26 protein-coding genes are annotated in these 25,617 nt (G+C 68.7%); 10 read left to right on the forward strand and 16 right to left on the reverse strand.

The window, feature by feature from the left end; genetic code table 11:
• Positions 1–56 precede the first annotated feature (56 nt).
• On the forward strand, positions 57–2,069 hold the full coding sequence (locus tag ACH4N1_RS04000; protein WP_398094324.1) for a DUF262 domain-containing protein: 2,013 nt from the start codon (positions 57–59) through the stop codon (positions 2,067–2,069).
• Here ACH4N1_RS04000 and ACH4N1_RS04005 read toward each other — a convergent pair.
• The 3 genes from ACH4N1_RS04005 to ACH4N1_RS04015 form a co-directional block, all read right to left on the reverse strand.
• Complete coding sequence (locus ACH4N1_RS04005) at positions 2,066–2,839, reverse strand: protein NO VEIN domain-containing protein (RefSeq protein ID WP_398094325.1); 774 nt, start codon at positions 2,837–2,839, stop codon at positions 2,066–2,068. The two genes, ACH4N1_RS04000 and ACH4N1_RS04005, sit on opposite strands and share 4 nt — an antisense overlap.
• 61 nt (positions 2,840–2,900) lie before the next feature.
• Positions 2,901–4,745 (reverse strand): DEAD/DEAH box helicase, encoded by a 1,845-nt coding sequence (locus ACH4N1_RS04010; RefSeq protein WP_398094327.1) that lies wholly within the window; start codon positions 4,743–4,745, stop codon positions 2,901–2,903.
• On the reverse strand, positions 4,745–6,154 hold the full coding sequence (locus tag ACH4N1_RS04015) for a transcriptional regulator (RefSeq protein ID WP_398094329.1): 1,410 nt from the start codon (positions 6,152–6,154) through the stop codon (positions 4,745–4,747). Before ACH4N1_RS04015 ends, ACH4N1_RS04010 begins: the two co-directional genes overlap by 1 nt.
• A 121-nt stretch (positions 6,155–6,275) precedes the next feature.
• Between ACH4N1_RS04015 and ACH4N1_RS04020 the strand changes: the two genes are divergently transcribed.
• On the forward strand, positions 6,276–6,965 hold the full coding sequence (locus ACH4N1_RS04020; RefSeq protein ID WP_398094330.1) for a hypothetical protein: 690 nt from the start codon (positions 6,276–6,278) through the stop codon (positions 6,963–6,965).
• Between the two features lie 235 nt (positions 6,966–7,200).
• Entirely contained in the window at positions 7,201–8,568 is a 1,368-nt protein-coding gene (locus ACH4N1_RS04025) for a DNA cytosine methyltransferase (RefSeq protein WP_398094332.1), read from the forward strand.
• 323 nt (positions 8,569–8,891) lie between these two features.
• Here the strand turns inward: ACH4N1_RS04025 and ACH4N1_RS04030 are convergent, their stop codons facing one another.
• Entirely contained in the window at positions 8,892–9,554 is a 663-nt protein-coding gene (locus ACH4N1_RS04030; RefSeq protein ID WP_398094333.1) for an ATP-binding protein, read from the reverse strand.
• A gap of 217 nt (positions 9,555–9,771) precedes the next feature.
• Between ACH4N1_RS04030 and ACH4N1_RS04035 the strand changes: the two genes are divergently transcribed.
• Entirely contained in the window at positions 9,772–10,620 is an 849-nt protein-coding gene (locus ACH4N1_RS04035; RefSeq protein ID WP_398094335.1) for a helix-turn-helix domain-containing protein, read from the forward strand.
• Positions 10,617–10,847, forward strand: coding sequence for a DUF397 domain-containing protein (locus tag ACH4N1_RS04040; RefSeq protein ID WP_398094337.1), 231 nt, complete (start codon positions 10,617–10,619; stop codon positions 10,845–10,847). The genes ACH4N1_RS04035 and ACH4N1_RS04040 overlap by 4 nt, the downstream gene beginning before the upstream one ends.
• 17 nt (positions 10,848–10,864) lie before the next feature.
• On the opposite strand, the gene ACH4N1_RS04045 is transcribed toward ACH4N1_RS04040, so the two are convergent.
• Genes ACH4N1_RS04045 through ACH4N1_RS04055 form a run of 3 tightly spaced genes read right to left on the reverse strand, consistent with a single transcriptional unit; the run spans position 10,865 to position 12,505 of the window.
• A complete protein-coding gene (locus tag ACH4N1_RS04045; protein WP_398094338.1) occupies positions 10,865–11,716 on the reverse strand; it encodes a helix-turn-helix domain-containing protein in 852 nt (283 codons plus the stop codon).
• A gap of 23 nt (positions 11,717–11,739) precedes the next feature.
• The gene (locus tag ACH4N1_RS04050; RefSeq protein ID WP_398094339.1) at positions 11,740–12,273 is read right to left on the reverse strand and encodes a DUF6879 family protein; all 534 of its coding nucleotides are present in this window, start codon (positions 12,271–12,273) and stop codon (positions 11,740–11,742) included.
• On the reverse strand, positions 12,248–12,505 hold the full coding sequence (locus ACH4N1_RS04055; RefSeq protein WP_398094341.1) for a hypothetical protein: 258 nt from the start codon (positions 12,503–12,505) through the stop codon (positions 12,248–12,250). Before ACH4N1_RS04055 ends, ACH4N1_RS04050 begins: the two co-directional genes overlap by 26 nt.
• Before the next feature lie 229 nt (positions 12,506–12,734).
• Here ACH4N1_RS04055 and ACH4N1_RS04060 point away from each other — a divergent pair, with 229 nt between their 5' ends.
• Positions 12,735–13,175, forward strand: coding sequence for a hypothetical protein (locus tag ACH4N1_RS04060; protein WP_398094343.1), 441 nt, complete (start codon positions 12,735–12,737; stop codon positions 13,173–13,175).
• Positions 13,176–13,255: 80 nt separating this feature from the next.
• On the forward strand, positions 13,256–13,630 hold the full coding sequence (locus ACH4N1_RS04065) for a hypothetical protein (RefSeq protein WP_398094344.1): 375 nt from the start codon (positions 13,256–13,258) through the stop codon (positions 13,628–13,630).
• A gap of 84 nt (positions 13,631–13,714) precedes the next feature.
• On the opposite strand, the gene ACH4N1_RS04070 is transcribed toward ACH4N1_RS04065, so the two are convergent.
• Both ACH4N1_RS04070 and ACH4N1_RS04075 read right to left on the reverse strand, forming a co-directional pair.
• Complete coding sequence (locus ACH4N1_RS04070) at positions 13,715–14,215, reverse strand: DUF2267 domain-containing protein (RefSeq protein WP_398094345.1); 501 nt, start codon at positions 14,213–14,215, stop codon at positions 13,715–13,717.
• Between the two features lie 110 nt (positions 14,216–14,325).
• Positions 14,326–14,763: an Hsp20/alpha crystallin family protein gene (locus ACH4N1_RS04075; RefSeq protein ID WP_398094346.1), complete on the reverse strand. Its 438-nt coding sequence runs from the start codon at positions 14,761–14,763 to the stop codon at positions 14,326–14,328.
• Positions 14,764–14,926: 163 nt separating this feature from the next.
• Here ACH4N1_RS04075 and ACH4N1_RS04080 point away from each other — a divergent pair, with 163 nt between their 5' ends.
• Entirely contained in the window at positions 14,927–15,229 is a 303-nt protein-coding gene (locus ACH4N1_RS04080) for a hypothetical protein (protein ID WP_366058955.1), read from the forward strand.
• Positions 15,230–15,280: 51 nt separating this feature from the next.
• On the opposite strand, the gene ACH4N1_RS04085 is transcribed toward ACH4N1_RS04080, so the two are convergent.
• Positions 15,281–16,276 (reverse strand): GlxA family transcriptional regulator, encoded by a 996-nt coding sequence (locus tag ACH4N1_RS04085; protein WP_398094347.1) that lies wholly within the window; start codon positions 16,274–16,276, stop codon positions 15,281–15,283.
• A 173-nt stretch (positions 16,277–16,449) separates the two neighbouring features.
• Here ACH4N1_RS04085 and ACH4N1_RS04090 point away from each other — a divergent pair, with 173 nt between their 5' ends.
• Complete coding sequence (locus ACH4N1_RS04090) at positions 16,450–16,953, forward strand: hypothetical protein (RefSeq protein ID WP_398094349.1); 504 nt, start codon at positions 16,450–16,452, stop codon at positions 16,951–16,953.
• 92 nt (positions 16,954–17,045) lie between these two features.
• Here ACH4N1_RS04090 and ACH4N1_RS04095 read toward each other — a convergent pair whose 3' ends face one another.
• A complete protein-coding gene (locus tag ACH4N1_RS04095; RefSeq protein WP_398094350.1) occupies positions 17,046–18,602 on the reverse strand; it encodes an MFS transporter in 1,557 nt (518 codons plus the stop codon).
• Between the two features lie 53 nt (positions 18,603–18,655).
• Positions 18,656–19,984 carry a DUF445 domain-containing protein gene (locus ACH4N1_RS04100; RefSeq protein ID WP_398094405.1) on the reverse strand — a complete coding sequence of 443 codons (1,329 nt, stop codon included), beginning with the start codon at positions 19,982–19,984 and terminating at the stop codon, positions 18,656–18,658.
• Between the two features lie 177 nt (positions 19,985–20,161).
• Between ACH4N1_RS04100 and ACH4N1_RS04105 the strand changes: the two genes are divergently transcribed.
• A complete protein-coding gene (locus ACH4N1_RS04105) occupies positions 20,162–21,541 on the forward strand; it encodes an SGNH/GDSL hydrolase family protein (protein ID WP_398094352.1) in 1,380 nt (459 codons plus the stop codon).
• A gap of 105 nt (positions 21,542–21,646) precedes the next feature.
• Here ACH4N1_RS04105 and ACH4N1_RS04110 read toward each other — a convergent pair whose 3' ends face one another.
• The 4 genes from ACH4N1_RS04110 to ACH4N1_RS04125 are packed head-to-tail and all read right to left on the reverse strand — an operon-like array spanning position 21,647 to position 25,003.
• Positions 21,647–22,327, reverse strand: coding sequence for a DUF1707 domain-containing protein (locus ACH4N1_RS04110; RefSeq protein ID WP_398094353.1), 681 nt, complete (start codon positions 22,325–22,327; stop codon positions 21,647–21,649).
• Between the two features lie 10 nt (positions 22,328–22,337).
• Positions 22,338–23,327 carry an ATP-binding cassette domain-containing protein gene (locus tag ACH4N1_RS04115; RefSeq protein WP_398094355.1) on the reverse strand — a complete coding sequence of 330 codons (990 nt, stop codon included), beginning with the start codon at positions 23,325–23,327 and terminating at the stop codon, positions 22,338–22,340.
• Positions 23,328–23,334: 7 nt separating this feature from the next.
• Positions 23,335–24,210, reverse strand: a complete 876-nt coding sequence (locus ACH4N1_RS04120) for an ABC transporter permease (RefSeq protein WP_398094356.1) — start codon at positions 24,208–24,210, stop codon at positions 23,335–23,337.
• Complete coding sequence (locus ACH4N1_RS04125; RefSeq protein ID WP_398094357.1) at positions 24,203–25,003, reverse strand: ABC transporter permease; 801 nt, start codon at positions 25,001–25,003, stop codon at positions 24,203–24,205. Before ACH4N1_RS04125 ends, ACH4N1_RS04120 begins: the two co-directional genes overlap by 8 nt.
• Positions 25,004–25,617 lie beyond the last annotated feature (614 nt).

Here is a 25,617-nt window from a genome sequence, read left to right on the forward strand (position 1 = left end):
GCATAGCGGGTGCGGAGCAACCTCACCGTGACCGCGCAGAACAGGTTGGGGGCCATGTGGCGGTCGAGCGCACAAACCGGGATGTCCGGACGCTGATCACGCAGATCGCGGCTGGGGAGATCATGCTCCCCGAGATTCAGCGCGGATACGTGTGGAAGGCATCGCAGGTCGCCAGACTCATTGAATCGCTGTACCGCGGGTATCCGGCCGGCTCCCTCCTCTTCTGGAAGACCGGGCAGGCGGCCGAGACTCGTGGGGCTGCCATCGGCATGGCTCAAGCCCTGCCGAGCGTCATGCCCCTCTACCTCCTGGACGGCCAGCAACGGCTCACCTCCCTCTTCCGTGTTCTCACCGATCACCCAGACGCCCAAGTTGTCTTCAACATCGAGACGGAGACCTTCCAAAACCAGAGTGCCGCCACACGGCGCAACAAGAAGTGGATCAAAGTTTATGACGTCGTCGGCCCCGACGCTGACGTGTTCGCAATCCACGGCGTACTCAAAGAGGCCGGACTCGCCATCCCTGACCCTGAGATCGGACGACGCCTCAGCGCACTTCAGAAAATCACACAGCGAGACTTCCACATGGAGGTGCTGCACGACTTCGAATATGAAGAAGTGGCGGACATTTTCGTCCGTGTGAACAGTGGTGGCCGAGCCCTCAAGACCACCGACCTCGCACTGGCCACACTATCCGCACGCGCACCTGGTTTCCTAGGGCAGTTGGAAGCAGAATCGGCCCACTGGGCCGAGCGAGGATACGGGGCCCTTGACGTCAACTTCCTTATCAAGGCCCTGACTCTGAGCCTGTCTACGACAGCAGGAAAACGTCTTGCTTCTGTGGCCAAGCTAACCGCCGCCAGCCAGGAGATGGTCGAAGCAGGGTGGGGAATGGTCCGCCGAGGACTTGCCCGCGTGGTGCCTCTCCTCTCGGAAAGACTCTTGATTCCGACCACAGCCCTGATTCCCTCACTGGCCGCACTGCATCCACTGATCCTCTACTACGGCCGGAAACCAGAAGGCAAAGAAGTAGAAACCGCAGTGGAGAACGGCCTTCTGTACTGGTTCCTGGCCGCCACTGCACGCAACCGATATGGCGGTGCTTCAGACACGGCGCTGACGCAAGACATTCGCACGCTCGACACCGAAGACCCCGTGTCAGCGCTGCTTTCCAACCTGGGAATCCGCGAAGCTGGTTTGTCGGTAACCGCCGACGACCTGGCAGGCCGTAACCACCAAAGCCCCTACTTGATGTTCTGCTACCTCGCAGCAGCTCATGCCAATGCCACCGACTGGTGGGATGGAGGGCCGATCTCCGGAGGCGTCGATAGGTCCGGGAAGCCGCAGTACAGCCTTGTGCATCCGGCCACCAAACTGCGCAATTCAAGCGGAAAATACTCTTCCACGGAAATCAACGAGCTTGCGAACATTGTGTTCGCCTCTGAGCAAACGGCCAAGAACATCATCGGTAACCGTTCTCCAGGAGATTACCTGCAGAGCGTAGGCTTGAGCGATCGCACCGCACATGCGATTCCAAACGATCCTGTCGTTCTCGAAACGGAGAGGTACCGCGATTTCCTGGCCGCCCGGAGAGCTCTTTTGGCGGGACGCATCACGAATCTCTTCGAGACTTTCCGGCCCTCGTTCCTGATTGAGGACAATGCGGCGATCCAGGAGCACTCAGGACGGTCGCTCTCACTCATGGGATACGACGGGGCCGGCCGAAGCGTACTGGTGGTAGAAGCTGTAGTCGGCGGTCAGAACTGGACCGGCTGGATTGAGCCAACGGAATTTGAGAGAGCGCTCGACGCTGCGGAAACTGGCCTCGCCAGTGACGTAATGGTAGGCGATGAGCCGGCATCATTGCGTATCGACGACGAAAATAGCGTGACATTCAGTCTCGGACCCTTCATCGTCCGAGGTTCGCTCAATCAGTGGCGCACTGCAGTGAAAGACTCTTTCGAGGATGCGCACCCCTTGGAAGAGTGTCCAGAGCCCAGCGATGAAACCTGGCCAACAGATCCGGAGGAATTCTTCCTTTCGGAAGCTGGCGTACAGAAAACTCCCTAGGATACAGGAATCCCCCTGAGAACCTCAGGCGCATCTTTGTCGAGCATTGGCACGACGCTAGGAATGCCTGGCACAGGAACCTCGGGGGGAATGTCAAGGCGGCATGATTCCCAGCGTCCTTGCGCACCGCGATCCGCAGGAACCTGGTCCGCAATCCAGTTTCTTGGTACCGCCGCTATCGCGATCAATTCCAGTTCGGGCGTGAGGCGAACTGTCACAAGTTCCCAGGCCGGGTCACGCAGCATGGTTTCGTACTCATTACGCGACAGGTAGATCGTGAGCCGGCCGACGCGCACCGTGGTCTTCACTTCCAGGTGGGCGGAATGCTGGTGCGTGTCCACGAAGATGTCGTAGCCATGGCCGTCAGACCAAGCGGCGACATGTTCTACCCGGCCGTCCGCCGATGTCGCAAGCAGCTCGAGAAGGGCGAGCTCCCCCGCTGAGCCGATCCGGGACCGTTCCTCCGTGTCCAGCTTTCCCCAGGCGGTGCTCACTTGCGCGTACGCCGCTTCCGGAGTGAGCCCGAGGATCTCCGCAGCGCGCAAGGCGTCTTCTGGAAGCTCATCCGGCCGACGAATGAGCAAGTCGGCGTCTCGGAACCATGGCACCCCACTGTGGGCCATCGCGGCTTCGAACACTCGGCAGTTCACAGGTACACCGGTGGAGGGCTCATCCAGCAACCCCTGTTCCCGGATCCAGACATACGCAGCGTCGTACTGAGTTGGCGTGATGTCGCTGAAGTCACTGTGTGTGGTGAACAGGGAGCGCACTCGCGCGACTCCGCTGGCTGGAAGTCTGTCCAGCCAGCGGACCGCGGCACGCAGGATCGGCTCAGGCGGCGCGGGCACGAAGGTGACCCATCAGCGCCTGGATGTCGCGTTGATCCAGGCCTCCTCCGATAGCCGGCTCCTCCTCAAGGTCGGCAAGCTGCTGAACGGCCGGATCGTCGAGGATGCCTCCCATGAAGTGCAGCTTGTCGCTGAGCCGTTGCTCGACGATCTCATCAATCGTGCCCTCTGAAGCCAGCACCGTGATCCGGGTCTCCGCCTCTGGTGCGAGCCCGAGGCGGTGGATACGGTCGAGGCTCTGAAGGAACCGACCGGCAGCGAAGTCCCGGTCCACGTAGACGGCGTCGTGGCAATGGTGGTGGAGGCTGATGCCCTCTCCAAGAGTTCCAGGATTAGACAAAAGGACCATACAGTCGGGATCGTGCCGGAATCGCTTGATTGCCGCTTCGCGGTCAGCGTCACCCATCGCGCCATATACGAGGGCGGGCGAGAATTCCTTGAGCATACGCTCCAGCGTGTTGAGGCTCCGGATGAAAGTCGACCAGACAAGTGTCTTTCGCCCCTCGGCTGCGTTCCGGCCGACGATCGCCAGCACCTCACGGTACTTCGGCGACATCTCGTAACGCGGAAGATCTTGCATCAGCTCGAAAAGCGGTGTGCCCTCCGGCACGGAAAGCGGTGGAACCTGGTACGACAACGGTTCATAGCGTGTGGTGCCCACCGCGAGCAGCGCGGGGCTAGTCGCTGCCATCAGCATGTAGACAATGACTTTGCCAAGGGCTAGAAAATCATTCTCAGCACCTGCGGCCCGGGCCGAGAAGCGTCCCACAAGCGCCTCATACACCTCTTGATGAAGGGGCGGCAGAGGCACAGTCGTCAGGTTCGTCGAGACAGGTGGCAAGCCAAGTTCAGCCTTGGTGGTCCGTGTGAACAGCGGGCGCAGTACCTGGCTCGCCTTGGCCAGGTCCCCGCCGGCGACTGCCTGGATCACCTTCTGGCGCCCGTGACCGGGCCATACGAAGCCGAAGAGGTTCTCCAGGTCCTTGACTCCGTTCGGCGCCGGCGTCCCAGTAAGAATCAGCCGGTGCCGACTGCGCGGCCCCAGGGCAAGACAGGCGGCTCCGTCCGTCCCGTCGGCTCCCCGCTTCATCCGGTGTGCCTCATCGAGCAGGAGCATGGACGGCCGCGCAGCCAGCCATTGGCCCAGCTCATTTACGACTCCGTCCTGACGCAGCCGCTCATAGTTGACGATGAGAGCGTCCGCACCCGGGTTGGCGTCTTTGGAGAACACGTCCATGCTGAGGGGTTCGCTCAGACATGTCTGATTCTCGTACTGCCAGGACTCGTAGGACGATTTGGGTCCGACGATCAGGAGCCGCTCGATCCCCTTGTTGTGCCGCAGAGAGTGGTATACGGCGAGGCCCACACGCGTCTTACCGGCGCCCGGAACAGAGAAGTTAGCCCCGTGGCGGAGGGACAGCAGCTTCGCGATGTCCCGGCGCTGGAACGCCGTGAGATCCGCTACCCAGTCAGAGCCAAGCAGGATGTCAACATCGCCCGGATCCACTTCCCCGTCCGGGCGGGCTGAGGGGTCAAGGCGCTTGGCGACAGTCTGTGCATCGACAGCGGAGTCGGTAGCCAGCGCGGCCAGCTGAGGGTCCCATGCGACACTGCTCGGCTCAGGCCACGTGGTGAGCGCCACCAGGTTCGTCAGAAGGTCATCAATTTCAACTTCCATGGCGCCTGGCGCACGTTGCACACTGCTCTGAAACCGCAGCGCGAGACGGCGCAGGTCACTCTCGTATCCGGTCCCCGCTCGAAGGCGCGCGCTGGTCACGCCATCGCCAAAGCCGATCTCCAGGCTGGGTCCAGCGGACTGCCCCGTCATCAGCTTTCCCGTGTGGCGTCGAGCAACCAAGCGACGCCGTTTCCTGGCGAGCTGAAGGTCCGCCCTGCCTGCTTCGCAAGCCGGGCGAGACTGGCCTTAAGAGTGAGCAGCGCGTCATCAAAAGTGTCCTCGTCCAATGCTCGCTTGGCCTTGGCCTCAGCGAACTCAGCGGCGCACTGGTTGACGTAATCAGCCGCATCCGTGAGGCGCTCCGGTACGGCTACCTGACGCTTCTGGAGTTCAGCGTTCGCGCCCGCCAGCTTGACGGCGGCGTCGAAGGTCTTACGCGCCGTTTTGATGAGCGCATCGGCCTGCGTCACGGTGGCGGCGTCCAGCTTGTCTCCTGCTTGTGCCGTGGCCTTCGCCTGGAGCAGGGCGTCCGTAAGAGCACGCCCGGTCTTGACGGCGGCTGTGGCATCCGGGATCGCCACACCGGCCAGGCCAGGAATGGCTACAGCTGCGGACTCCTGGGCGACCGGGCGCAATTCGGCAGGCAGACGCTCTTCGAGGTAGCGGCTGTGGAAGTCGGCTTCCGCGAGACGCACGGACGTCTTCGCATAGTTGAGCACCACCATGGCCAGGCGCGCTTCCTTAAGCTGCTCGGCAGCGTCCGGATCGGTCTTGGCCAGCTTGGTGTAGTCACGGTGAAGCTCACGGAGCTTCTCCTGATGATCTTCGAAGTCGACCAGACGCAGCACAGCACCGTCCACGGTCCTGCTGCGGTCAATAGCGTCGTTGATCAGCTCGTAGACCCAGCGGTCCTGCTGGAGGGTCGTCTTCTTGATGTTGAAGTCGCGGGCTACGTCCTCTTCGCGACGGCCATCAGTGAGCTCATCCTCGATCGCGATCAGGCGGTTGATGTAGGAGTACTCGCGCCGCTTGTCGCGGCGCAGTTGCAGGGCGAGCTCGACGCTGTTGATGTCGCGGCGGGACGTGTCGGCGGGCAGGACTCCGACCCTGATGTTCTTGATGCCCAGGTCCTTGAGAGCGGCACAGCGGGTGTTGCCGTCTACGAGGATGCCGTCCGGGCTGATGATTCCGGGCTCTTTCTGGCCCACGTCATCCAGTTCGTCCTGAAGGGCCAGGTAGTCAGGATCGATCTGGCTGGGGTTCGAGGGGCGGCACCGCAGCAGGTGATGCAGATACGTTTGTGCGGATTCACTCCACGGCTCTTCCTCCAGTACCCGGTTGCGCGCGGGGTCGAGGGTGCGCTGTGCGCGGATGCGGTGGGTGTCAGGGTTGAAGTAGAGCATGTCGACCGGCATGGAGATCACGTGCAGGTGCTTCTGCTCGCCACGCCACTCGACGGTGATCTTCGCGCCCTCCTCAGCCATGGCCTGTTTCAGCCGCTCGTCCACCAGCGAGCGAATCTTCTCCCCCTCGGGTGGAACGCCGAACTTCACAGCCATAATCCAGACCCTCCCCAGAGCCAAACATCGCGTGCAGCAGCATCATGTCAGGCCTGCTGACAGCGGGCATACCCATGTTCCACAATCAACATCTCGATCACTCGGAGAAACGGAGCACGAAGTGACGCCACCTGCCTGGAACGACCCCAAACTCAAGGCTGGAACCATGGTCCGCGGAGCGCTCTGGCTCGTCCAAGTGATCGGCGAGGGGAAGACCTTCACCAAGGACCAGATCCGCAACGCCTTCCCCGGGATCTCCCAGGCTGACCGGCGGATAAGGGACCTCCGCGACTACGGCTGGGTCATCCTCACGAACTCTGACGACGCAACGCTGGTGGCGGAAGACCAGCGCTTCGTCAAGGCAGGTGTTCCCGTGTGGGACCCCGTTGCCCGCCGAGCCGCAGCGCCGCAGAAGACTACCTCCAACAAGGAGAAGCAGGCAGTCATGGCCCGCGACGACTACATGTGCAGCGTGTGCGGCATCTCCGGGGGCGAATCGTACGTGGACGACTCGAACCAGACTGCTGTGCTCTCTGTCACCCGTCGCGAGACGGTACTCCCGGACGGACGGGAGCGGACTTTCTTGGTCACGGAGTGCAAGCGATGCAGGGCGGGAAATGGCGGCGATCCCGCTCGAGCGGATGAAGCCCTGGCCGATATCCGGGCCCTCGATCCGGACGACCAGCGGCGGCTCCGGCGATGGATCGAACGAGGACGCCGAGGTTCCACCGCCCTCGACCGGGCCTGGAATGCCTACCGGCGGCTCCCGTCTGATGCCCGCGACGAGGTACGGACCGCGCTTGAGAGCTGATCATCAAGAGCCCCCACAGGGCCCCGCGCCCTGTGGGTTTCCTGCATGTCAGTGAGCCGCCGTACACTTCACAACCTCGCCCGGCTCACCATCTCAACTGGGTGACGCCGTCGAAGATCGACGACTAGGGTGCTACCGCGGAATCCGTGTGCAAACTGGTGCCTGCTGTGACTGAGCCGAGCGCAAGACCCTCGGCTTCGCGCTGGCTCAGCCCGCGCGCCTGAAAGGAGATCGAATGGCGGCGTCAGAGCGGGACAGACAGCTCGAGGTCGTCGAGATCTGCGCGGGCGCGGGAGGCCAGACCCTCGGACTGGAGCGAGCCGGGTTCCGTCACCGGATCGCGGTAGAGCTGGATGAGCACGCTGCCCACACGCTGCGCTGCAATCTTCAGGACGTACTCGGTTACAGCGAGGAAGAAGCCAAGGAAGCCGTAGCAGTCGGCGACGTGGCCGATCCTGAGACCTGGAACCCCGCCGAGTACAAGGGCGTCGACCTGCTGGCTGGTGGTGTACCGTGCCCACCTTTCAGCGTCGCGGGTAAACAGCTTGGCGCGAATGACGAGCGCGATCTCTTCGCCTGGGCCATCGAGCTCTGCGGCGATATCCAGCCTAAGGCCCTCCTACTCGAGAACGTCCGTGGGCTTAGCGCTAACCGTTTCACTGCCTACCGGCAGCACGTGCTGGACAGACTTCATGAGTACGGCTACATCGGTGACTGGAAGCTCCTGCAGGCCAACGAATTCGGAGTCTCCCAGCTTCGTCCCCGCTTCGTGCTCGTCGCCCTCAAGCGAGAGTATGCGGAGTACTTTGACTGGCCGACGCCTCATCCGGAGAAACCACTTACGGTGGGGAATCTCCTCGCAGACCTCATGGCAGGAAACGGCTGGGAAGAAGAGCAGGTCGCCGCATGGGTCAAGCAGGCCGATGGCATCGCGCCGACGATCGTCGGCGGTTCCAAGAAGCATGGTGGCGCTGACCTTGGCCCCACACGGGCCAAGCGGGCGTGGGCGGCTCTCGGTGTGGACGCCATGGGCGTAGCAAACGAGGCTCCAGTAGAGGGGTGGCGGATCCCGGAAGGCGTCCCAGGCCCGAAGCTCACCACCGCGATGGTCGCCCGCATACAGGGCTGGCATGACTTCGATGCGGCCGCAGGCGGCAACTCAAGCACAGACGGCGAGTTCCGCTGGAAGTTCCACGGCCGGAAGACATCCATCTACCGCCAAATCGGCAATGCCTTCCCCCCACCGGTCGCCAAGGCACTGGGCGTGGCCATCCGGAAGGCCATCCACCAGGAGGGTGAGCGTCAGACCCTGGTGGAGAACACCGACCGAGTTCTCGACCCTGTTTACAAGCTGCTCAGGGGTCTCGGACGTCCTCTGACTGTGGACCAGATCATCGACAAACTTGCCAAGCAGGGAACCACCCTTGAGCAGCCAGAGGTCGAGCGCCGCCTGAACCACCTCAGTCACGACTTCACGGTCACGATGACAACCCGGTCCAATGGGGTCATCGCCTACAGTCTCGGCGAGTTCAAGGCGTTCATCGGTCAGGATGACCATCAGCGGCATGATCTCTTCACCCAACTCCGGGCAAAAATCAGTTAGTCGGTAAAGAACCCGCAGGGCGCTGCTCCGGTTGAGAGCATCGCCCCCTGTACTCGCGCGCTACAGAGGCGCCTTACCAGGAGAGCTTCCTAAACGGCCTCGCCGTCAAGCGGCATACCGCGTCGACAGGCTCTCGGGCCTTCGTCGGCACCGCAACTCGGTCTCTCTGCGGGAACATTCAGTCGCACAATTATGGTGACGCAAGCAGTGGCCTGTCGCCCTGATGCATGGCCACCCCTCCCAGGGCAGGGGTGCCGGGTGGTCTGCACGATGCACTTCTGCTCGCCGCGGATGCTGACGGAGGTCCCGTCAGGGTCGCCGCGTCAGGCGGTCCTCTCTCGATGCGTCCCGTCGCCGGCCGCGCCCATTTCGGCGTCGTAGCGGGTCTGGGCCCGGTCCAGGGCGTTCTCCACGTCGCAGCCGTGGGCGCGGAGCCAGTGGAGGAGGTCCGTGACGAGCGAGATCACCGACTCCTCGGCCACGGTCCTGCCCAGTCTTCCCGTGCCGGGCAGGCAGGGCGGTCGTCCGTCCCCGCACAGCTCCAACATGGTCTCGGCCCGCCGCACACCGGGGTCCTCCACGTGACCGTCCGGTGAGGTCAGTCCCGTCGCCAGTTCGCACCACGTGACCTTATGGTCGGGGCCGAGTTCCACGCCCCACCGTGCAGCCACCGCGTCGACGAGCGCCATGCCCCGGCCACCCTCGGAGTCGGCCTTCGCGTCGAGCAGGGTGGGCAGGGCGCGGGTGCCGGGGTCCTGGACCTCGATGCGCAGGTGCGCGCCGTTCATCGAGACCGCGAGGACGGCCGGGGTTCCGGGGCCCACGTGCGTGATGACGTTGGACACCAGCTCGCTGACGCAGAGTTGGGCCTCGTCGACGACTTCGTGCAGACCCCAGATGCCGAGATGGGCCCGCATGACCCGGCGCAGACCGGCCACCTCCGCCGGTTCGGCCGTGAAGGCAAGGTCCCACGGCTTGCGCCTCATGCACGCTTCCTGGCCCACGAAAACCCCTCTCGTCCTGACGACACCCCACGAGCCACGCAGGGTCACGAGGCATCACTTTGGGTGGTCGCCTCGCAACCAGAGTGAGGGTTGCGAATCCCTTCGTGCAATGTGCACGGCGGGATTCCCACTTCCGAGTGATTGGCAAGCACACCTCTGGGCGCGAGACTGAACGCCCGCTACACGAAACGGGGTTCACATGGCCGGATCACCCACGGCACGTCGGCGCCGCCTGTCGATCGAGCTGAAGAAGCTCCGCGAACAGAGCGCGCTGACCTGTGCCCAGGTCGGCCAGGCCCTGGACTGGAGCGGTTCCAAGGTCAACCGCATGGAGACGGGCAGCGGGCGGGTCCAGCCCTCCGACATCGACGCCCTGTGCCGCTTCTACGGCACCGGGGACGAAATGCGGGAGTTCCTCAAATCGCTCGCCCGGCAGGCCAAGGTGCGGGGCTGGTGGCAGGTGCACGGTTCCGGCGTTCCGGAGTGGTTCAACATCTACATCGGCCTGGAGCAGGAGGCTTCCACCTTCCGGCAGTACCAGTGCGAGCTGGTGCCCGGCCTCATGCAGACCCACGCCTACGCCTCCGAACTCCACCGGACCGGCGCGCACATGTCCGACGAGGACATCGACCGGGCCGTACGTGTGCGCATGGAACGGCAGGCCATGATCAGCGGATCGGAGGCGCCCGAAGCGTGGTTCGTCGTGAACGAGGGAGCGCTCCGCAACGTCATCGGTGACCGCGCGCTCATGCGGGAGCAGATGGAACGCATTCTGGACGCCGTCCGCCTGCCGGCCGTGACCTTGCAGGTCCTTCCCTTCGATTCGGGCACGTATCCCGCCACGGGGTCGTTCACCATGCTGGGCTTTCCGGCTCCGGAGGACCCGGACATCGTCTACCGGGACGGCATCACCGACGCGGTCTACCTGGAGGGCGAGCATCATGTCCGTGAGTACACCCGGGCGTTCGACGGTCTGCGGGCCGCGGCCCTGAGCCCGCAGCGTTCGATCCTGTTGATCGAGTCGATTTCGAAGGAGTTCGCAAGGTGAGCACTGCCCTTCCCGGCGACGACCGTCCGACGTGGTTCACGTCCTCCTACAGCAACGGGGCGGGGGGCGAGTGCGTCGAGTGCGCGCTGAGCGGAGGCGGAGCGCTCGTGCGGGACTCGAAGGGGACGGGGGAACTCGTCGTCACCGTCGGGAGCACGGCCTGGCGCTCGTTCGTACGTGCTGTGTGTACCGAGGAGTTCGCCGGGCGGGTACGTTCCACCGTGTGAACACGGGCCGACCCAGCTCAGCCCAGCGCCTCTATGGCCCGGAGGATGAGAGATCGCGCCTCGGCTCCGTAGACGGCCATGCCGCGCAGTCGCTCGAAGGTCTTGAGGTAGAGGGAGATTTCTGACGGCTGAGTGATGTTGACCTCGGCGGAGATCAGCTCGATGGACACGAGCGTGTCGTCGTGGACGTCGAACGTCTCCTGGGGCCACAGCGTGCGCTCGCGCGTCGACATCGGAATGATGCCGAAGGACACCGCCGGAAGCGCTCCGGCCGTGAGCAGGTAGCCGAGTTGTGCGGCCATGGCATCGGCGTCGCCCAACTGGTAGTAGAGCACGGCCTCTTCGACGACCATCACGAAGCGGTGGCCCGGCTCGTGGATGATCCGGGAACGTCGCAGCCGCGCAGCCGCGGCTTCGACCGCGTCGTCGGGTACGCCGAGCAGGCGGGCGTTGGCGCTGAGGAGCGCACGGGCGTATCCCTCCGTCTGCAACAGCCCGGGAACCAGAACCGGGGAGTACACACGCAGCACGTCCGTCGACCTGTACAGCTCGACGTAACTGTCCTGGAGCTTCCGCAGGCCGGCCCGCACCCGTTGGCGCCACTCGCGGTACAACGATTCTGCGTCCTGGGAGGCCGCGATCAGGTCCTCCGCCTGGTCATCGGCCCCCGTCGCGCGGCACCACGCACGGATGTCGGCAGGCGAGGGTGGCGTTCTCGCGTTTTCGATGCGCGACGTCTTGGCGTGGTGCCAATGACACCGCGAGGCCAGCTCGGTGACCGTGAGGTCGGCGTTCCTCCTCAGGTCGCGTAGTCGTCGCGCCACGCTTTCGCGTGCAGCCTGGGCCGAGGAGGACGGGGATATGGACATGAGCCGGCCTGTGGTGCTTCCTGTCAGTGGATCTCGTAGTCGTCGTGCGGGACCGCGCGCTCCCAGATCGTCTCAAAGGAGTCCGAGCACTGCTTCACGACAGTCGGTTCGGTACGCAGTTCCATGGCCGGGTCGCCCCAGTCGCCCGCTCCCGTGAAGTGGTTGAAGAGGACCTGCGTCCCGTCGAAGATCCACAGGTCGGCGCCCGGGAGCATCAGGTCGGCCGCTCGTCGGCGGGACAGCCAGCGGACCTGTTCACCGGCCCGCACGTTGACGACGGTACCGGCGTGCTCGTAGCGGATGTAGTCGGTGACCGGCTCGGACACGATGCGCGCACGTCGTACGGCAACCCCGCGGGCGACGGCCCTGGAGATCATGTCGACCCAGGGCGCCCAGTACTCCGAGGTGGGGTCCGCGTCCCGTCGCCCCGTCCGCAGCCAGGAGTCGTAGTCGTCGGATTCGTCCCCGACCGCGTACTGATCGCGCATTTCGAGGTGTACCGCCGAGTGCTGCGCGGCCTCCATCAACTCGTCAAAGCTGGGCACGTTCTGCGGCATCGCAGGCCTCCCTCAGGACGGGCACGAGGCGTACGGGGATACGCACCACCGTCTCGTGAGCGGGGATGCCCTTCGCGTGCCCCGGGGCGGGGTTCTCCACGCAGTGGGCCCGCGCCTCCTCGTCCGCGGTGTAGCTCTGGATCAGGATGTCCGCTGTCTCCAGGTCGACCCAGGCTGTGGGTGACCCGTTCTTGCCCGTGTCCGGGTCGATACCGATGAACCGTAAGCGCATGGCTGCCTCCCGTGGCGCGATGGTGCGCTGATGTGCATCAAAAGTTGCGGCTGACAAGCCATCAGTCAAGAGCGCGAAGGTATCCCACGTGCGCCCCCGACCAGCCTGCACATCTATGCACATCACTGGCTGTGGGAGACGTGCCTTTCATAGCTTCATGGGTGGCGGCAGGAGGAAGTTCGACTGTGTCCTGCCCCCTCGGCACCACCCACATCAAGGAGGCCACCCCATGACCGTCACCGCCGTAGCCGCCGAGACGCGCACCGGCCGCTCGCTCGTCAGCGACGCCGAGTTCGAGACGCTCGCCGCCTTCTGTGCCGACGAGTACGGCATGGAGCGCTGTGTCGCCGATCGGGTCGTCGACCAGGCGCTCGCCCTGGTCTTCGTCATGGGCAGCAGCGGTGAGGGCGCGCGCATGGCTCCCTCGCAACAGGTGGACCCCGGGTGGCACACGCTCATCCTGCACACCGACTGGTACGCCGAGTGGTGCCGGCGCAGCTTCGGGTACTTCCTGCACCACCAGCCGAACTCCAAGGTCCGCACCCGCGGCCTGATGGTCGACGTGGTGGGCAGGTTGCGCGCCGCGGGCTTCGAGGTCGACGAACGGCTGTGGGGTACGGCCGCCGAGTGCAACGCGCCCGCGTGCTGCGGTGACGGGCCCTGCTGCTGACGTTTCGCCGCGCACCGCATGACGGGCCGGCCTCCATCAGGTCGGCCCGTACACCCGCCTTCCCAGAACGGACTGCCCACGTGTCCCTGACCGAGCTGGCCGCAACCAGTCGCGTGACGGTGTTCCCCCTCGAAACCCTCACCGTCGCCTACACCACCCAGTCCGGCGACAGGCGCGGTCTCGGCGACATCGGGCTCGTCACGATCGTCGACGAACACGGCGACGGCGACGAACTGTGGCGTCTCGCAAGGGATCTGGGCGGTCGCGCCCAGGAGGGAGACCAGGCTCGCTGGATCCTGACCCAGGCGAGCCGCGCCAGGACGGTCCGGGCGTACATGGACCTGCCCGTCGCGCAGTGGACGGCCTACATCCGTCGGCGTTTCGTCCTGGACGCGCTCTTCGCGAACCACGAGGTCCTGATGACAGGCCGGATGATCCTGCCTGGTCGCGGGTGAGCCGGGACCACTGCTCCTCGGCCTGCCGCCGTCGGCGGATGCGCCGTACGTCGGCGGCGGCAGCCCCGACACCGGACGACGGGGTCAGACCGTACGCGACACCAGTTCCGCCCGGCCGAACAGCAACGCGTAGCCCGGTGGGAGTTGGGCGAGGATGCGGTCGGTCAGGGGGGCGCCGATCCGGGGTGGGAGGGTGCCGAGGACCGAGCCGGCGTGCCAGCGGGCCGTGGCGGGGGTGGCTCCCTCGATGCGGGTCGCCACCGCGTCGACGAACTCGCGGGCCGAGTGGGGGCGGGGGGCGGGGGTCCGGGACTCGATCAGTGCGGCCGCCGTCGCCGGGAGTGCGCGGGCCAGGGCTGCCCGTTCGTCGCCGGTCAGCCGGCCGCCCAGCTCGGAGAGGACCGTGCGGGTGACGCGTTCGGCCTCGGTGGTGGTCGGGTACCGGCCCGACTCCCTCACCGCCGCGATCAGTTCGCTCCAGTCGTTGCGGTCGTCGTGTTCGACGGCCGTCGCGCGTACGGACCGCTGCGGGGCCGGGATCAGCGTCCTGGGCGGCTGCGCGGTGGTCGTCGCGGTCGTCGTCATCGTTCGGGCTCCTCCTCTGGGTCCGGGCCGGTGGGATGCGGTGCGGCGAGGGCGGGCGTGGCCCGTGGCCCCGGGGGCGGACCCGGGGCCACGGGACGTGGGGCGGGACGTCAGCCGCTGATCTGCTTGCGGCCGCCGTCGCCGCCGGAGATCTGGATGCGGCGCGGCTTGGCCTGCTCGGCCACGGGGATGCGCAGGGTCAGGACGCCGGCCTCGTACGAGGCGTCGATCCGTTCCGTGTCCAGGGTGTCGCCGAGGAAGAGCTGGCGGGTGAAGGTGCCCGTCGGGCGCTCGGCGACGATCAGCTCCGCGCCCTCGGGGGCGGGGGTGCGGCGCTCGGCGCGGATGTTGAGGACGTTGCGTTCGACGTCCAGCTCGATCGTCTCGGGGTCGATGCCGGGGAGGTCGAAGTGGACGAGGAAGTCGTCCCCCGAACGGTAGGCGTCCATCGGCATGGCGGCGGGGCGGTTGTCGGTGCCGGGACCGGTGCCGAAGACCTGCTGCGCGAGTCGGTCGAATTCGCGGAACGGGTCGGTACGCATGAGCATCACAGTCCACTCCTCTCGTCAGACCTGTCGGTGCGATGCCCTACGACTTCTTATATAGCTCGAAGGAGGAAACTTGACAAGCCTCGACTCAGGTTGAGGCCCGCTCGTCGTGCGCGCATTAGCCTCTGGGTGACTTCGGGGGACTCGATTCGTGGAGGCAGTGATGGCGAAGGTTCCCAGTTCGGTGATCGCCGCGGGCGGGCTCGTCGGCGGGTACGGCGTGGCCCGGTGGACGAAGAAGCGGCCGCTCGGCGGGGCCGTGCTCGCCGTGGCGGGGGCCGCGGCGGCGCAGCAGTGGCGGCAACGGGCGGGCGGCAAGGCCGCGGGCGCGCTGGGCGTGGCGTACGTCGCCGCGTTCGCCGGGTCGCATCCGCTGGCCAAGAAGGTGGGCGCCTGGCCGTCGGTGTTCGGGGTCGCGGGCGCCGTCGCCCTGGCCTCCTGGGCGGTCGCGGACCGTCGGGGCTGACCCCGCCGGCTCCAGCCCCCCACCCCGCAAAACCCCTGCGCCGCAGGACCCCTATCCCGCCTGCGCCGCCCCCGGCCCCGGCCCCACCCGTGGCGCCGTACCCGACCGGAACGCCCGCCGGTACCCCTGCGGGCTCGTCCCCACCACCTTGCGGAAGCGTTCCCGGAAGGCCGTCGGGGAGCCGAAGCCCGTCTGTGCGGCGATCCGTTCGACGGGGTGCGCGGTCGTCTCCAGCAGGTACTGGGCCCGCCGCACCCGCGCCCGGTGGAGCCACTGCAGGGGTGTCGTGCCGGCCTGTTCGCGGAAGCGGCGGTTGAGGGTGCGGGTGCTCATGCCCGCGCGGGCCGCGATCTCGTCCAGGGTGAGGTCGCGGGCGCAGTGCTCCTCCATCCAGCGCAGGACGGGTTCCAGGGTGGCCCCGGACGGGGCGGGCGGCAGGTCGTGGACGATGAACTGGGCCTGGCCGCCCTCGCGTTCGAGGGGCATGACCGACATGCGGGCGGCCTGCGCGGCGACGGCCGACCCGTGGTCCCCGCGGATCATGTGCAGGCACATGTCGAGGGCCGCGGCGGCGCCCGCCGAGGTCAGGAACTGGCCGTTGTCGACGTAGAGGACGTTCGCGTCGACCGTGATCTCCGGGTGGCGTTCGGCCAGTTCGCGGGCGGCGATCCAGTGGGTCGTCGCGCGCAGGCCGTCGAGCAGGCCGGTCGCGGCGAACAGGAACGCGCCGACGCAGATCGACGCGATGCGGGTGCCGTTCGCCGCCGCCGCGCGCAGCGCCTCCGCGACGCCGTCCGGCAGCGGGTCCCGCGGTTCGCGCACGCCGGGCAGGATGATCGTGTCCGCCTCCGCGAGGGCCTCCAGGCCGTACGGCGCCCGCACCGTGAACGCCCCCGCGCTCACCTCGCCCGACGGGTACGGCGAGCAGACCCGCACCCGGTACGCCTCCCGGCCGTCGGGCAGCCGGGCCCAGCCGAAGGCGTCGATCGGGGCGGACAGGTCGAAGGGGATGACCCCGTCCAGGGCCAGGACGGCGACGGTGTGCATGGCGAGATCGTAGGCGTACGACGGGATGCCGCCAAGCCGGTCCGGCCGGGAACGGCAAGACCTCCTCGGCCGCCTCTCCCCCGTCGACGGCCGTGAACGGTCTGGCGGGAATCCGTCGCCCCCTGGCACTCCCGCCACTTCTGCGGGGCCGGCCGGGCGCCTACCGTCGGCCCGTGACCAAGTTCCTCCTCGCCGTCCACGTCATCGCCGCGATCGTCGCGATCGGTCCCGTGACCGTCGCCGCGAGCATGTTCCCGCCCGCCGCGCGCCGGGCCCTGGCCGCCCCGGCCGACGTCCGGGCCGCCGAGACCGTACGGCTGCTGCACCGGATCTGCCAGGTGTACGCGGCCGTCGGGATCGCCGTCCCCGCCTTCGGGTTCTTCACGGCGAGCGCGATGGGGGTGCTCGGCGACGCCTGGCTGATCGTGTCGATCGCGCTGACCGTCGTGGCCGCGATCGTGCTCGTGGTGCTCGTGCTGCCCGGTCAGGAGGTCCTCGTGGAGAGCGTCCCCGACGCCGATGCCCGCACCGGCACCGGTTCCGGCCAGGGCACCGTGGGCACCGTGACCCGCGAGGCGACCGTCCGGCTCGCCATGTTCACCGGGATCTTCAACCTGCTGTGGGCGACGGTGACCGTCCTGATGATCGTCCGGCCGGGGTCGACGACGGGGGCGTAGACGGGACGACGCCCCCGCCCCCGGCGGACCGGGAGCGGGAGCGGGGGCGGAGGCAGGAGCGGTCGGTGGCCGCCGTCAGGCCGTGGCCGTCGTCAGGCCGTGGCCGTCGTCGGCCCCTGCGGCGGCTGCGGGCCCTTCGGGCCCTCGGGCTTCCCCGCCGTGGCGGCCGCCCCGGCCCCCACCTTCGTACGGGCCGTCGTCGCCGTCAGCGGCTTGGCGATGTCCTCCAGGGAGCGCCCCTCGGCCCGCACCGCGAGGAACGCGGCGACCAGGCCCGCCGCGCACATCAGGGCCGCGCCGATCTGGAAGGCGAGGACCGTGTCGCCGACCTTGCCCGTGCCGGTGAGGTCGGCGAACAGCAGGGGGCCGCTGATGCCGCCCGCCGCGGTGCCGAGGGCGTAGAAGAAGGCGATGGACATGGCGCGGGTCTCCATCGGGAAGATCTCGGAGACCGTGAGGTAGGCGCTGGAGGCGCCCGCGGAGGCGAAGAACAGCACCGCGCACCAGCAGGCCGTCATGGTGGTCGCGCTCAGCGCGCCGTGGTCGAACAGCCAGGCCGTGCCGAACAGCAGCAGGCCGGAGAGCAGGTACGTCGACGAGATCATGATCCGGCGGCCGACCGTGTCGAACAGCTTGCCGAGCAGCAGCGGGCCGAAGAAGTTGCCGAGGGCGATCACGGCGAAGTAGTAGCCGGTGTGGCCGGTCGGCACGTCGAAGAACGTGGTCAGGATCGCGCCGAAGCCGAAGGTGATCGCGTTGTAGAGGAAGGCCTGCCCGATGAAGAGGGAGAAGCCGAGGATCGCGCGCCGGCGGTAGTCGGAGAAGACCGTGCGGGCGATCTCCAGGAAGGAGACGCCGCGGCGCTGGTGGATGGTGAGTTCGCCCTCGGCCGCCGGCAGCGAACCGCCCCGCTCGGCCTCGATCCGCCGCTCGATGGAGGAGACGATCTCCTCCGCCTCCCGGTCCCGGCCGTGGATCAGCAGCCACCGCGGGCTCTCCGGGACGTGGCGCCGTACGAGGAGGATGACCAGGGCGAGGACGGCGCCGAGCGCGAACGTCAGCCGCCAGCCCACGTTGGCCGCGAACAGGTCCGTGTTCAGCGCGACGATCGACAGCAGCGAACCGCCGACCGCGCCCAGCCAGAAGCTGCCGTTGATCATCAGGTCGACGCGGCCCCGGTACTTCGCCGGGATCAGCTCGTCGATCGCGGAGTTGATCGCCGCGTACTCGCCGCCGATGCCGAAGCCGGTGAGGAAGCGGAAGAGCAGGAACCACCAGGTGTCGAAGGAGACCGCGGTCAGCGCGGTCGCGGCGAGGTAGACCGCCAGGGTGATCATGAAGAGTTTTTTGCGCCCCCAGCGGTCCGTCAGGCGCCCCCAGATCAGCGCGCCGAGACAGGCGCCCGCCACGTACAGGGCGGCGGCGATGCCGGTGACCTGCCCGGAGGTGATGGGCAGGCCGCTGCCGGGCTCCGACAGCCGCCCGGCGATGTTGCCGACGACCGTGACCTCGAGGCCGTCGAGGATCCATACCGTGCCGAGACCGATCACGATCGTCCAGTGCCAGCGCGACCAGGGGAGGCGGTCCAGGCGGGCGGGGATGTTCGTCGTGATGGTGCGGCCGGGCTCGGCCTGTGCGGTGGTGGCCATGGGCTCCCTCCTCGTCCAGCGGAACCACCACCGGATGCCCCGAGGACGTGCCGCTACGCCCCCAGTGCCCGCGCCACCGTGTAGATCAGCAGGCCCGCCAGTGAGCCGACCACCGTGCCGTTGATGCGGATGAACTGCAGGTCGCGGCCGATGTTCGCCTCGATCTTGCGGGTGGTGTGCTCGGCGTCCCAGCCGGCCACCGTGTCGGTGATCAGCAGGGTGATCTCCTTGCGGTACGTCGACACCACGTGCACCGCCGCGCTCTCCACCCAGCCGTCGACCTTGCCCTGCACCTTCTGCTCGGTCGCCATCCTGGTCCCCAGCGACAGCAGCGCGGCCCGCACCCGCAGCCGCAGCTCGCTGCGCTCGTCCTCGGCCGCGGAGACGATCATCGCGCGCACGGCCGTCCAGACGGACGCGATGAGGTCCTGGACCTCGCCGCGGCCCAGCACCTCGCTCTTGAGCCGCTCCACCTTCGCGCGGGTGTCGGTGTCGGACTGGAGGTCGGCGGCGAAGTCGCGCAGGAAGCGGTCCAGGGCGCCGCGGGCCGGGTGGGACGGCATGTCCCGCATCTCCACGCAGAAGCGCAGCAGCTCCTTGTAGACCCGCTCGCCGATCCGCTTGTCGACGAACCGGGGCGTCCAGCCGGGCGCGCCGCCCTGCACCGCGTCCATCACCGAGTCGGAGTGCAGCACCAGCCAGTCGTGCGCCCGCCCCACCACCAGGTCGACGGCCCGCCGGTGCCCGCCGTCCGCGACGACCTTCTCCAGCATCTTGCCCATGCCCGGCGCGATCTCCTGGGCGTCCGCCCGGCGCGTGATCGCCTCACCGACCACCGCCTGCACGTCGGAGTCCCGCAGCACGGTCAGCGCGCCCCGCAGCGCCGTCGCCAGCTCCGCCGTCACCCGGTCCGCGTGCTCCGGCTGCGCCAGCCAGGTCCCCACCCGGCTGCCGATGCCGACCGCGCGCAGCCGCTGCCGTACGACCTCGCCGGACAGGAAGTTCTCGCCGACGAACTCACCCAGGGAGACGCCCAGCTGGTCCTTCTTCGTGGGGATGATCGCCGTGTGCGGGATGGGCAGGCCCAGCGGACGGCGGAACAGCGCGGTGACGGCGAACCAGTCGGCGAGCGCGCCCACCATGCCCGCCTCGGCCGCCGCCGCCACATACCCCGCCCAGGCACCGGCACCCCGGTGGGAGGCCCACTCGGCGAGGACGTAGACCACCGCCACGAACACCAGCAGCCCGGCCGCGGTGAGCTTCATGCGCCGCACGCCGCGCTGCCGCTCCTCGTCGGCGGCGCTGAAGACGTTCATGGCGCGCGCCGCGGGCGTCGCCGCCCTGCTCTTCGTCGATCCGTCTTCCGTTGCCCTGCGTTCCATCCGCTCCACCCGTTCCCGGTCCCCCGTGACCCGCACGCGACCATTGTCCCCACCTGTCCGACTCCTGGAACGAAACAGGAGTTCCCGGCGTCTGTCAGGTGGGGGAGTTCAACGGTGATCTCCTGAATGTTCTGTCGGAGCCTCGCCGCTCCCTCGTCCGAGGAGACACACGCCCGCATGACCAGGCATGACGGCGGGGGTCCCGGGGTGCCCCGTGCCCGCCACCGCTCCCGCCACCACGCCCTCCTGTCCGCGGTCCTCGCCGTGATCGTGGGCCTCTCGGCCGCCATATACGCCGGGGTCGACGCCGGGGACGGCGGGCGCCGCCGCGACGACGTCCTCGCCGCCTCCCGCACCGGCCACCGCTCCGCCGCGGCCGCCTCCACCGGCGTGTGGGTCGGCAGCTGGGCCGCCGCCCCGTCCGGCGGCGAACCGCTCACCGAGACCGACGGCACGGCGGGACGCACGGTGCGCAACGTCGTCCACACCAGCGTCGCGGGGACGAGTGCCCGTATCACGCTGTCCAATCTCCACGGCACCGGCCCGCTGACCGTGAGCGCCGCCACCCTCGCCGTCGCGGCGGACGACGACAGCGCGGCCGCCGACCCCGCCACCCTGCGCCGCCTCACCTTCGGCGGCCGCCCGGCGGTCACGATCCCGGCGGGCGGGCAGGCCGTCAGCGACGCCGCCCCGCTCGCCGTCCCCGGCGACACCGACGTCCTGATCAGCCTCCACACCCCGGACTCCGCGGGCCCGGTCACCTTCCACCACCGGGCCCGGCAGACGAGTTACGTCGCCGACGGCGAGCACACCGGCGACGTGACCGGAGCCCCGTACACCGGGCGGATCACCTCCTGGCGCTACGTCACCGCGCTGGACGTCCTCAGCGACGACGCCGACGGCACCGTCGTCGCCTTCGGCGACTCCATCACCGACGGCGTCACCTCCACCCCCGGCGCCGACCGCCGCTGGCCCGACGTCCTCTCCGACCGGCTCCGCGCCTCCCGCACCGACGGCGGGTACGCCCCGCGCTACGGCGTCGTCAACGCCGGCATCAGCGGCAACCGCGTCCTCACCGACGGGCAGGGCCGGCCGGCCGCCAACCCCAGCGGCCTGAACCGCTTCGACCGCGACGTCCTCGGCCGGCCGAACGTCCGGGCCGTCGTCATCGACCTCGGCGTCAACGACATCCTCCGCTCCCGCGCCACCGCCGACCCCGACGCCGTCCTCGACGGCCTGCGCACCCTGGTCCGCCGCGCCCACGCCCACGGCGTCAAGGCCGTCGGCACCACCCTGCTCCCCTTCCGCGGCCACCGCGGCTACACCGACGCCCGCGAGGACGTACGGCAGGAGATCAACGCGGCGATCCGGTCCGGCTCGGTCTACGACACGGTCGTCGACGTCGACCGGGCGATGCACGACCCGTACGACCCGCGGCGGCTGCGCGCGGAGTACGACTCCGGCGACCACCTCCACCCCAGCGACCGGGGCTACCGGAAGATGGCCGAACTGATCGAGTGGGAGCAGCTCAGGGGGGCGGGACGGGCGCAGTTGTAGCCCGCGCGGACCTCCACCCGCCGCCTGCCGCGGCCCGCCCGGAGCCGCCCGGGCGGCGCGCCCGCCGTGGTCGGTCCGGCGCCCGCCGCGGCCGGCCCGTCGGCCTCAGTGCCCCAGGTGGCGCCGCCGGTCCCGGGGCAGTTCCCGCTCCGCGCGGTCCCGCCTGTGCCTGCGTTCGACGCCGACCCCGCCCCAGAAGGCGAACCCGGTGATCACCACCCGTGGAGCGCCCGGCGCGGCCGGCACCCCCTGCTCCCGGTGGTCGAAGCCGCCCATGATCCCGATCCCCCGCACCACGACCTCGACACCGGGCGGCACCACGACGTTCACCCCGCCCATGACGGCGACGCAGTTGATCACGACCTCCCCGGCCGCGAAGTCCGCCTCGCGCAGATCGAGCTCACCACCGCCCCAGAAGGCGAAGGCGGTGAACCGGCGCGGCACCGTCCACCGCCCCTTGCGCTGGAAACCGGACATGACGGCCACGGCCCACGCGGACGACCCCTCACCACCGACGATCCGCCCGGCCCACGCCCCGTCCTCGTCCCCCCGCCCCTCGGACTTGTGCAGCGACACGGCGGGCGACGCGGCGGCCCCCGCCACCGGCAGGTCGCGCGTGAGCGGCGTCAGCTCGCCGTAGGTCCGCGCCCGGTACGCCGCGTCCAGCCGCTCCTCGAACTCGCCCATGTCGAGCCGGCCCTCGGCGAGGGCGTCCCGCAGGACCTCGCCGACACGCTCACGGTCGGCGTCGGAGGCACGGAGGTCCGGGACTGCGTCGTCGGTCATGCACAGCAGCCTACGAGTTCCCCGCGCCCGGCACTACGGTCTCCCGGCCCGCGTACATGCGGCCGATCACCGCCTCGATGTCGGGCTCGCGCACCGACAGGTCCACCAGCGGGTACTCCGCCGCGATCCGCGCCACCAGCGGGGCCGCCGACGCGGACGCCGGGAAGGCCAGCCACTGGCGCGGCCCCTCCACCCGCACGACCCGCGCCGTGGGACCCGCGTCGATGGGCGGGAGCTCCCGCTCCAGGTCCACGACCAGGGTCCGTTCGCTCTCCCCCGCCTCGTGCAGCCCCGTGAGCGGACCGTCGTAGACCATGCGCCCGTGGTCGATGACCATCACGCGGGAGCAGAGCCGCTCGATGTCCTGGAGGTCGTGGGTGGTGAGCAGGACCGTCGTGCCGCGGCCGGTGTTCAACTCGCCCAGGAACTCCCGCACCCTCGTCTTGGACACGACGTCGAGCCCGATCGTCGGCTCGTCGAGGTAGAGGACCTCGGGGTCGTGCAGCAGCGCCGCCGCGATGTCGCCGCGCATCCGCTGGCCGAGCGACAGCTGCCGCACCGGCACCTCCAACAACGCCTCCAGATCGAGGAGTTCGACGAGCCGGTCGAGGTTCTCCCGGTAACGGGCGTCCGGGATGCGGTACATGCGGTGCGCGAGCCGGTAGGAGTCGATCAGCGGGAGGTCCCACCACAGCGACGTCCGCTGCCCGAACACCACCCCGATGCGGTGCGCGAGCCGGGTCCGCTCCCGGGCCGGGTCGATGCCCGCCACCCGCAGCCGGCCGCCGCTCGGCGTGAGGACGCCCGTCAGCATCTTGATCGTCGTCGACTTCCCGGCACCGTTCGGCCCGATGTACCCGACGATCTCACCGCGCGCCACGGTGAACGACAGCCCGTCCACCGCCCGCACCCGCCGCCGCTCCCGCCGCAGGAAACCCGTGCGCCTGCGCACGTCGAAGACCTTCTCCACACCGTCGAGCTCGATGAACGCGTCCACCACGACCCCGCTAACTTCCCGTGCTCCGATACGACCTCAGCCCCGCCCGCCAGGCCAGCCCCGCCGCCGCGCAGCAGGCCGCCGCCACCAGCGGCGGAGCGTACGCCGCCCACCCCGGCAGGCCCAGCGGGTACGGCCGCCCCAGCACATGCGCCGCCGGCACCCAGTTCACGAAGGCCAGCGGGAACACGAACGTCACCGCGCGCACCAACTCCCGCCCGAACACGGTCGGCGGATACTGCAGCAGCGTCTGACCGCCGTACGTGAAAGCGTTCTGCACCTCCGCCGCGTCCTGCGCGACGAACTGGAACGCCGCCCCCGCCACCAGCACCGCGCCGAAAACCGCCGCACCGCTGACCAGCGTGACCGGCACCAGCAGCACCCTGTCCGCCGTCCAGTCGACGTCCACCGCCGCCAGCGCGTACCCCAGCACCAGCACCCCCTGCGTGATCCGGGAGAGCCGGCGCAGCGCGAACCGGTCCGCCGCCACCTGCGCCAGCACCGGCGCCGGACGCACCAGCAGCGTGTCGAGCGTGCCGTCGCGCACCCGCGAGCCCAGCCGGCCCGCCGAGCCGATCGCCAGGTCCGCGATCCCGAAGGAGGTCGCGGACAGGCCGTACAGAAGGGCCACCTCCGGCAGCGTGTAGCCGCCCAGCGCGTCGATCCGCGAGAACATCAGCAAGATCGCGACAAAGTCCAGCCCCGTCACCAGCAGCCCGCTCAGCAGCGTCATCGCGAACGACAGCGGGTAGGCCGTCGTCGAACGGATCCACATCCCCGCGATCAGCCGGTACGCCCGCAGCCCCTCCCGCGCCCGCCCGGCCGACCCCGCCCGCCCGGCCGACCCCGTCCGCCCGGCCTCCCGCGCCGGTCGCGCCTCACCCACCCTGCACCACCACCCGCCGCGTCGCCGCCGCCTGCACCACCCGCCCCAGCGCCAGCAGCACCACCGCCCACCCCGCCTGGAAGACGTACGTCCCCCACGCCCCGGCCTCCCCCATCAGCAGGTCCGCCGGCATCTGGAGCATCGCCGACCACGGCAGCGCCCGCACGATCTCGCCCAACGGCTCCGGGAACGCGTTCAGCGGCAGCGCCATGCCCGTGCAGAACATCCCCGTCACCACCAGCATCTGGAGCGCCCCCGTGCCGTCCAGCAACCAGAAACCGCTCAGCGCCACCAGGAACCGGATGCCGAAACTCACCACCATCGCCAGCAGCAGGGCCACCAGGAACCGCAGCCACGACAAGGGGTCGCCGGGCAGCGCCGTCGGGAAGAACAGCGCCCCGAACACGAACGGCACCACCCCCCGACCCAGCAACTGGAACAGCGAGCGCCCCAAGTCGGCCGCCAGCCACCACATCTGGAGATCGGCCGGGCGGTACAGGTCGATCGCCACCGCGCCCGTGCGGATGCGCTCCGTCAACTCCGCCTCGAAACCGCCGCCCTGCATCGCGAGCGCCGCGAACAGCGCCTGCCCCAGCCACACGTACGTCACCGCCTGCGCCTGGTCGTAGCCGCCCAACTGCGGCCGCTCGTCCCACAACGCCAGATATGTGTAGACGAGGATCAGGCCGAAAACCGTGTTGGTGAACACCCCCGCCGCCGTCGCCGCACGATAGGTCGCGTACCTTCTGAAACCCCCCGCCGCCACGGCCGCGTACAAGCGCACCGAACCCACGGCACCAGCCCTCCTCACCCGCGGCGACCCCGCGCCCGTCCCGCCACGGCGGCGAAGCGCAGGAGCCTAGTGGGCGGGCTTCCTCGCGCGCCACGCGATTTCCGGGCACCCCTCCGGCAGGAGGCGCGTGCGGCACAACACGCGCCGATTGCCGGGAACGGAACGCATGGTGCGAGAGTCTTCAACAGGGGGCGCAGAACGCGTACGACACGTACGGCCACGTACGAGGCGAATCAGGAGTCCGAGCAACACATGAGCGACGAGCCGCAGCCGAAGCAGCCGACCGAGGACCGGGCGACCGGCACACCCGAGGCGGCCGGCCCACCGGAGGCTGCCGGTCCATCGAAGGCGGCCGGTCCACCCGAGGCTGCCGGTCCATCGGAGGCGGCACGGGAAACCGGGGCCCCACGAGAACCCCGGGCGGCACGCGAAACCGAGGGCACACGGAAATCCGGGGCCGCGCGCGAACCCGAGGCCGCACGGGAAACCGAGAACGCGCGGGAAACCGAGAACGCGCGGGGCTCCCGAGCGGCACGGGAAACCGGGGCCGCGCAGGGGCCCGAGGTGACACGTGAACTGCGGGCCGTACGAGAACCCCGGGCGGCACGGGAAAC

It is taken from the genome of Streptomyces sp. NPDC017202 (assembly GCF_044331705.1).
Taxonomy (GTDB): domain Bacteria; phylum Actinomycetota; class Actinomycetes; order Streptomycetales; family Streptomycetaceae; genus Streptomyces.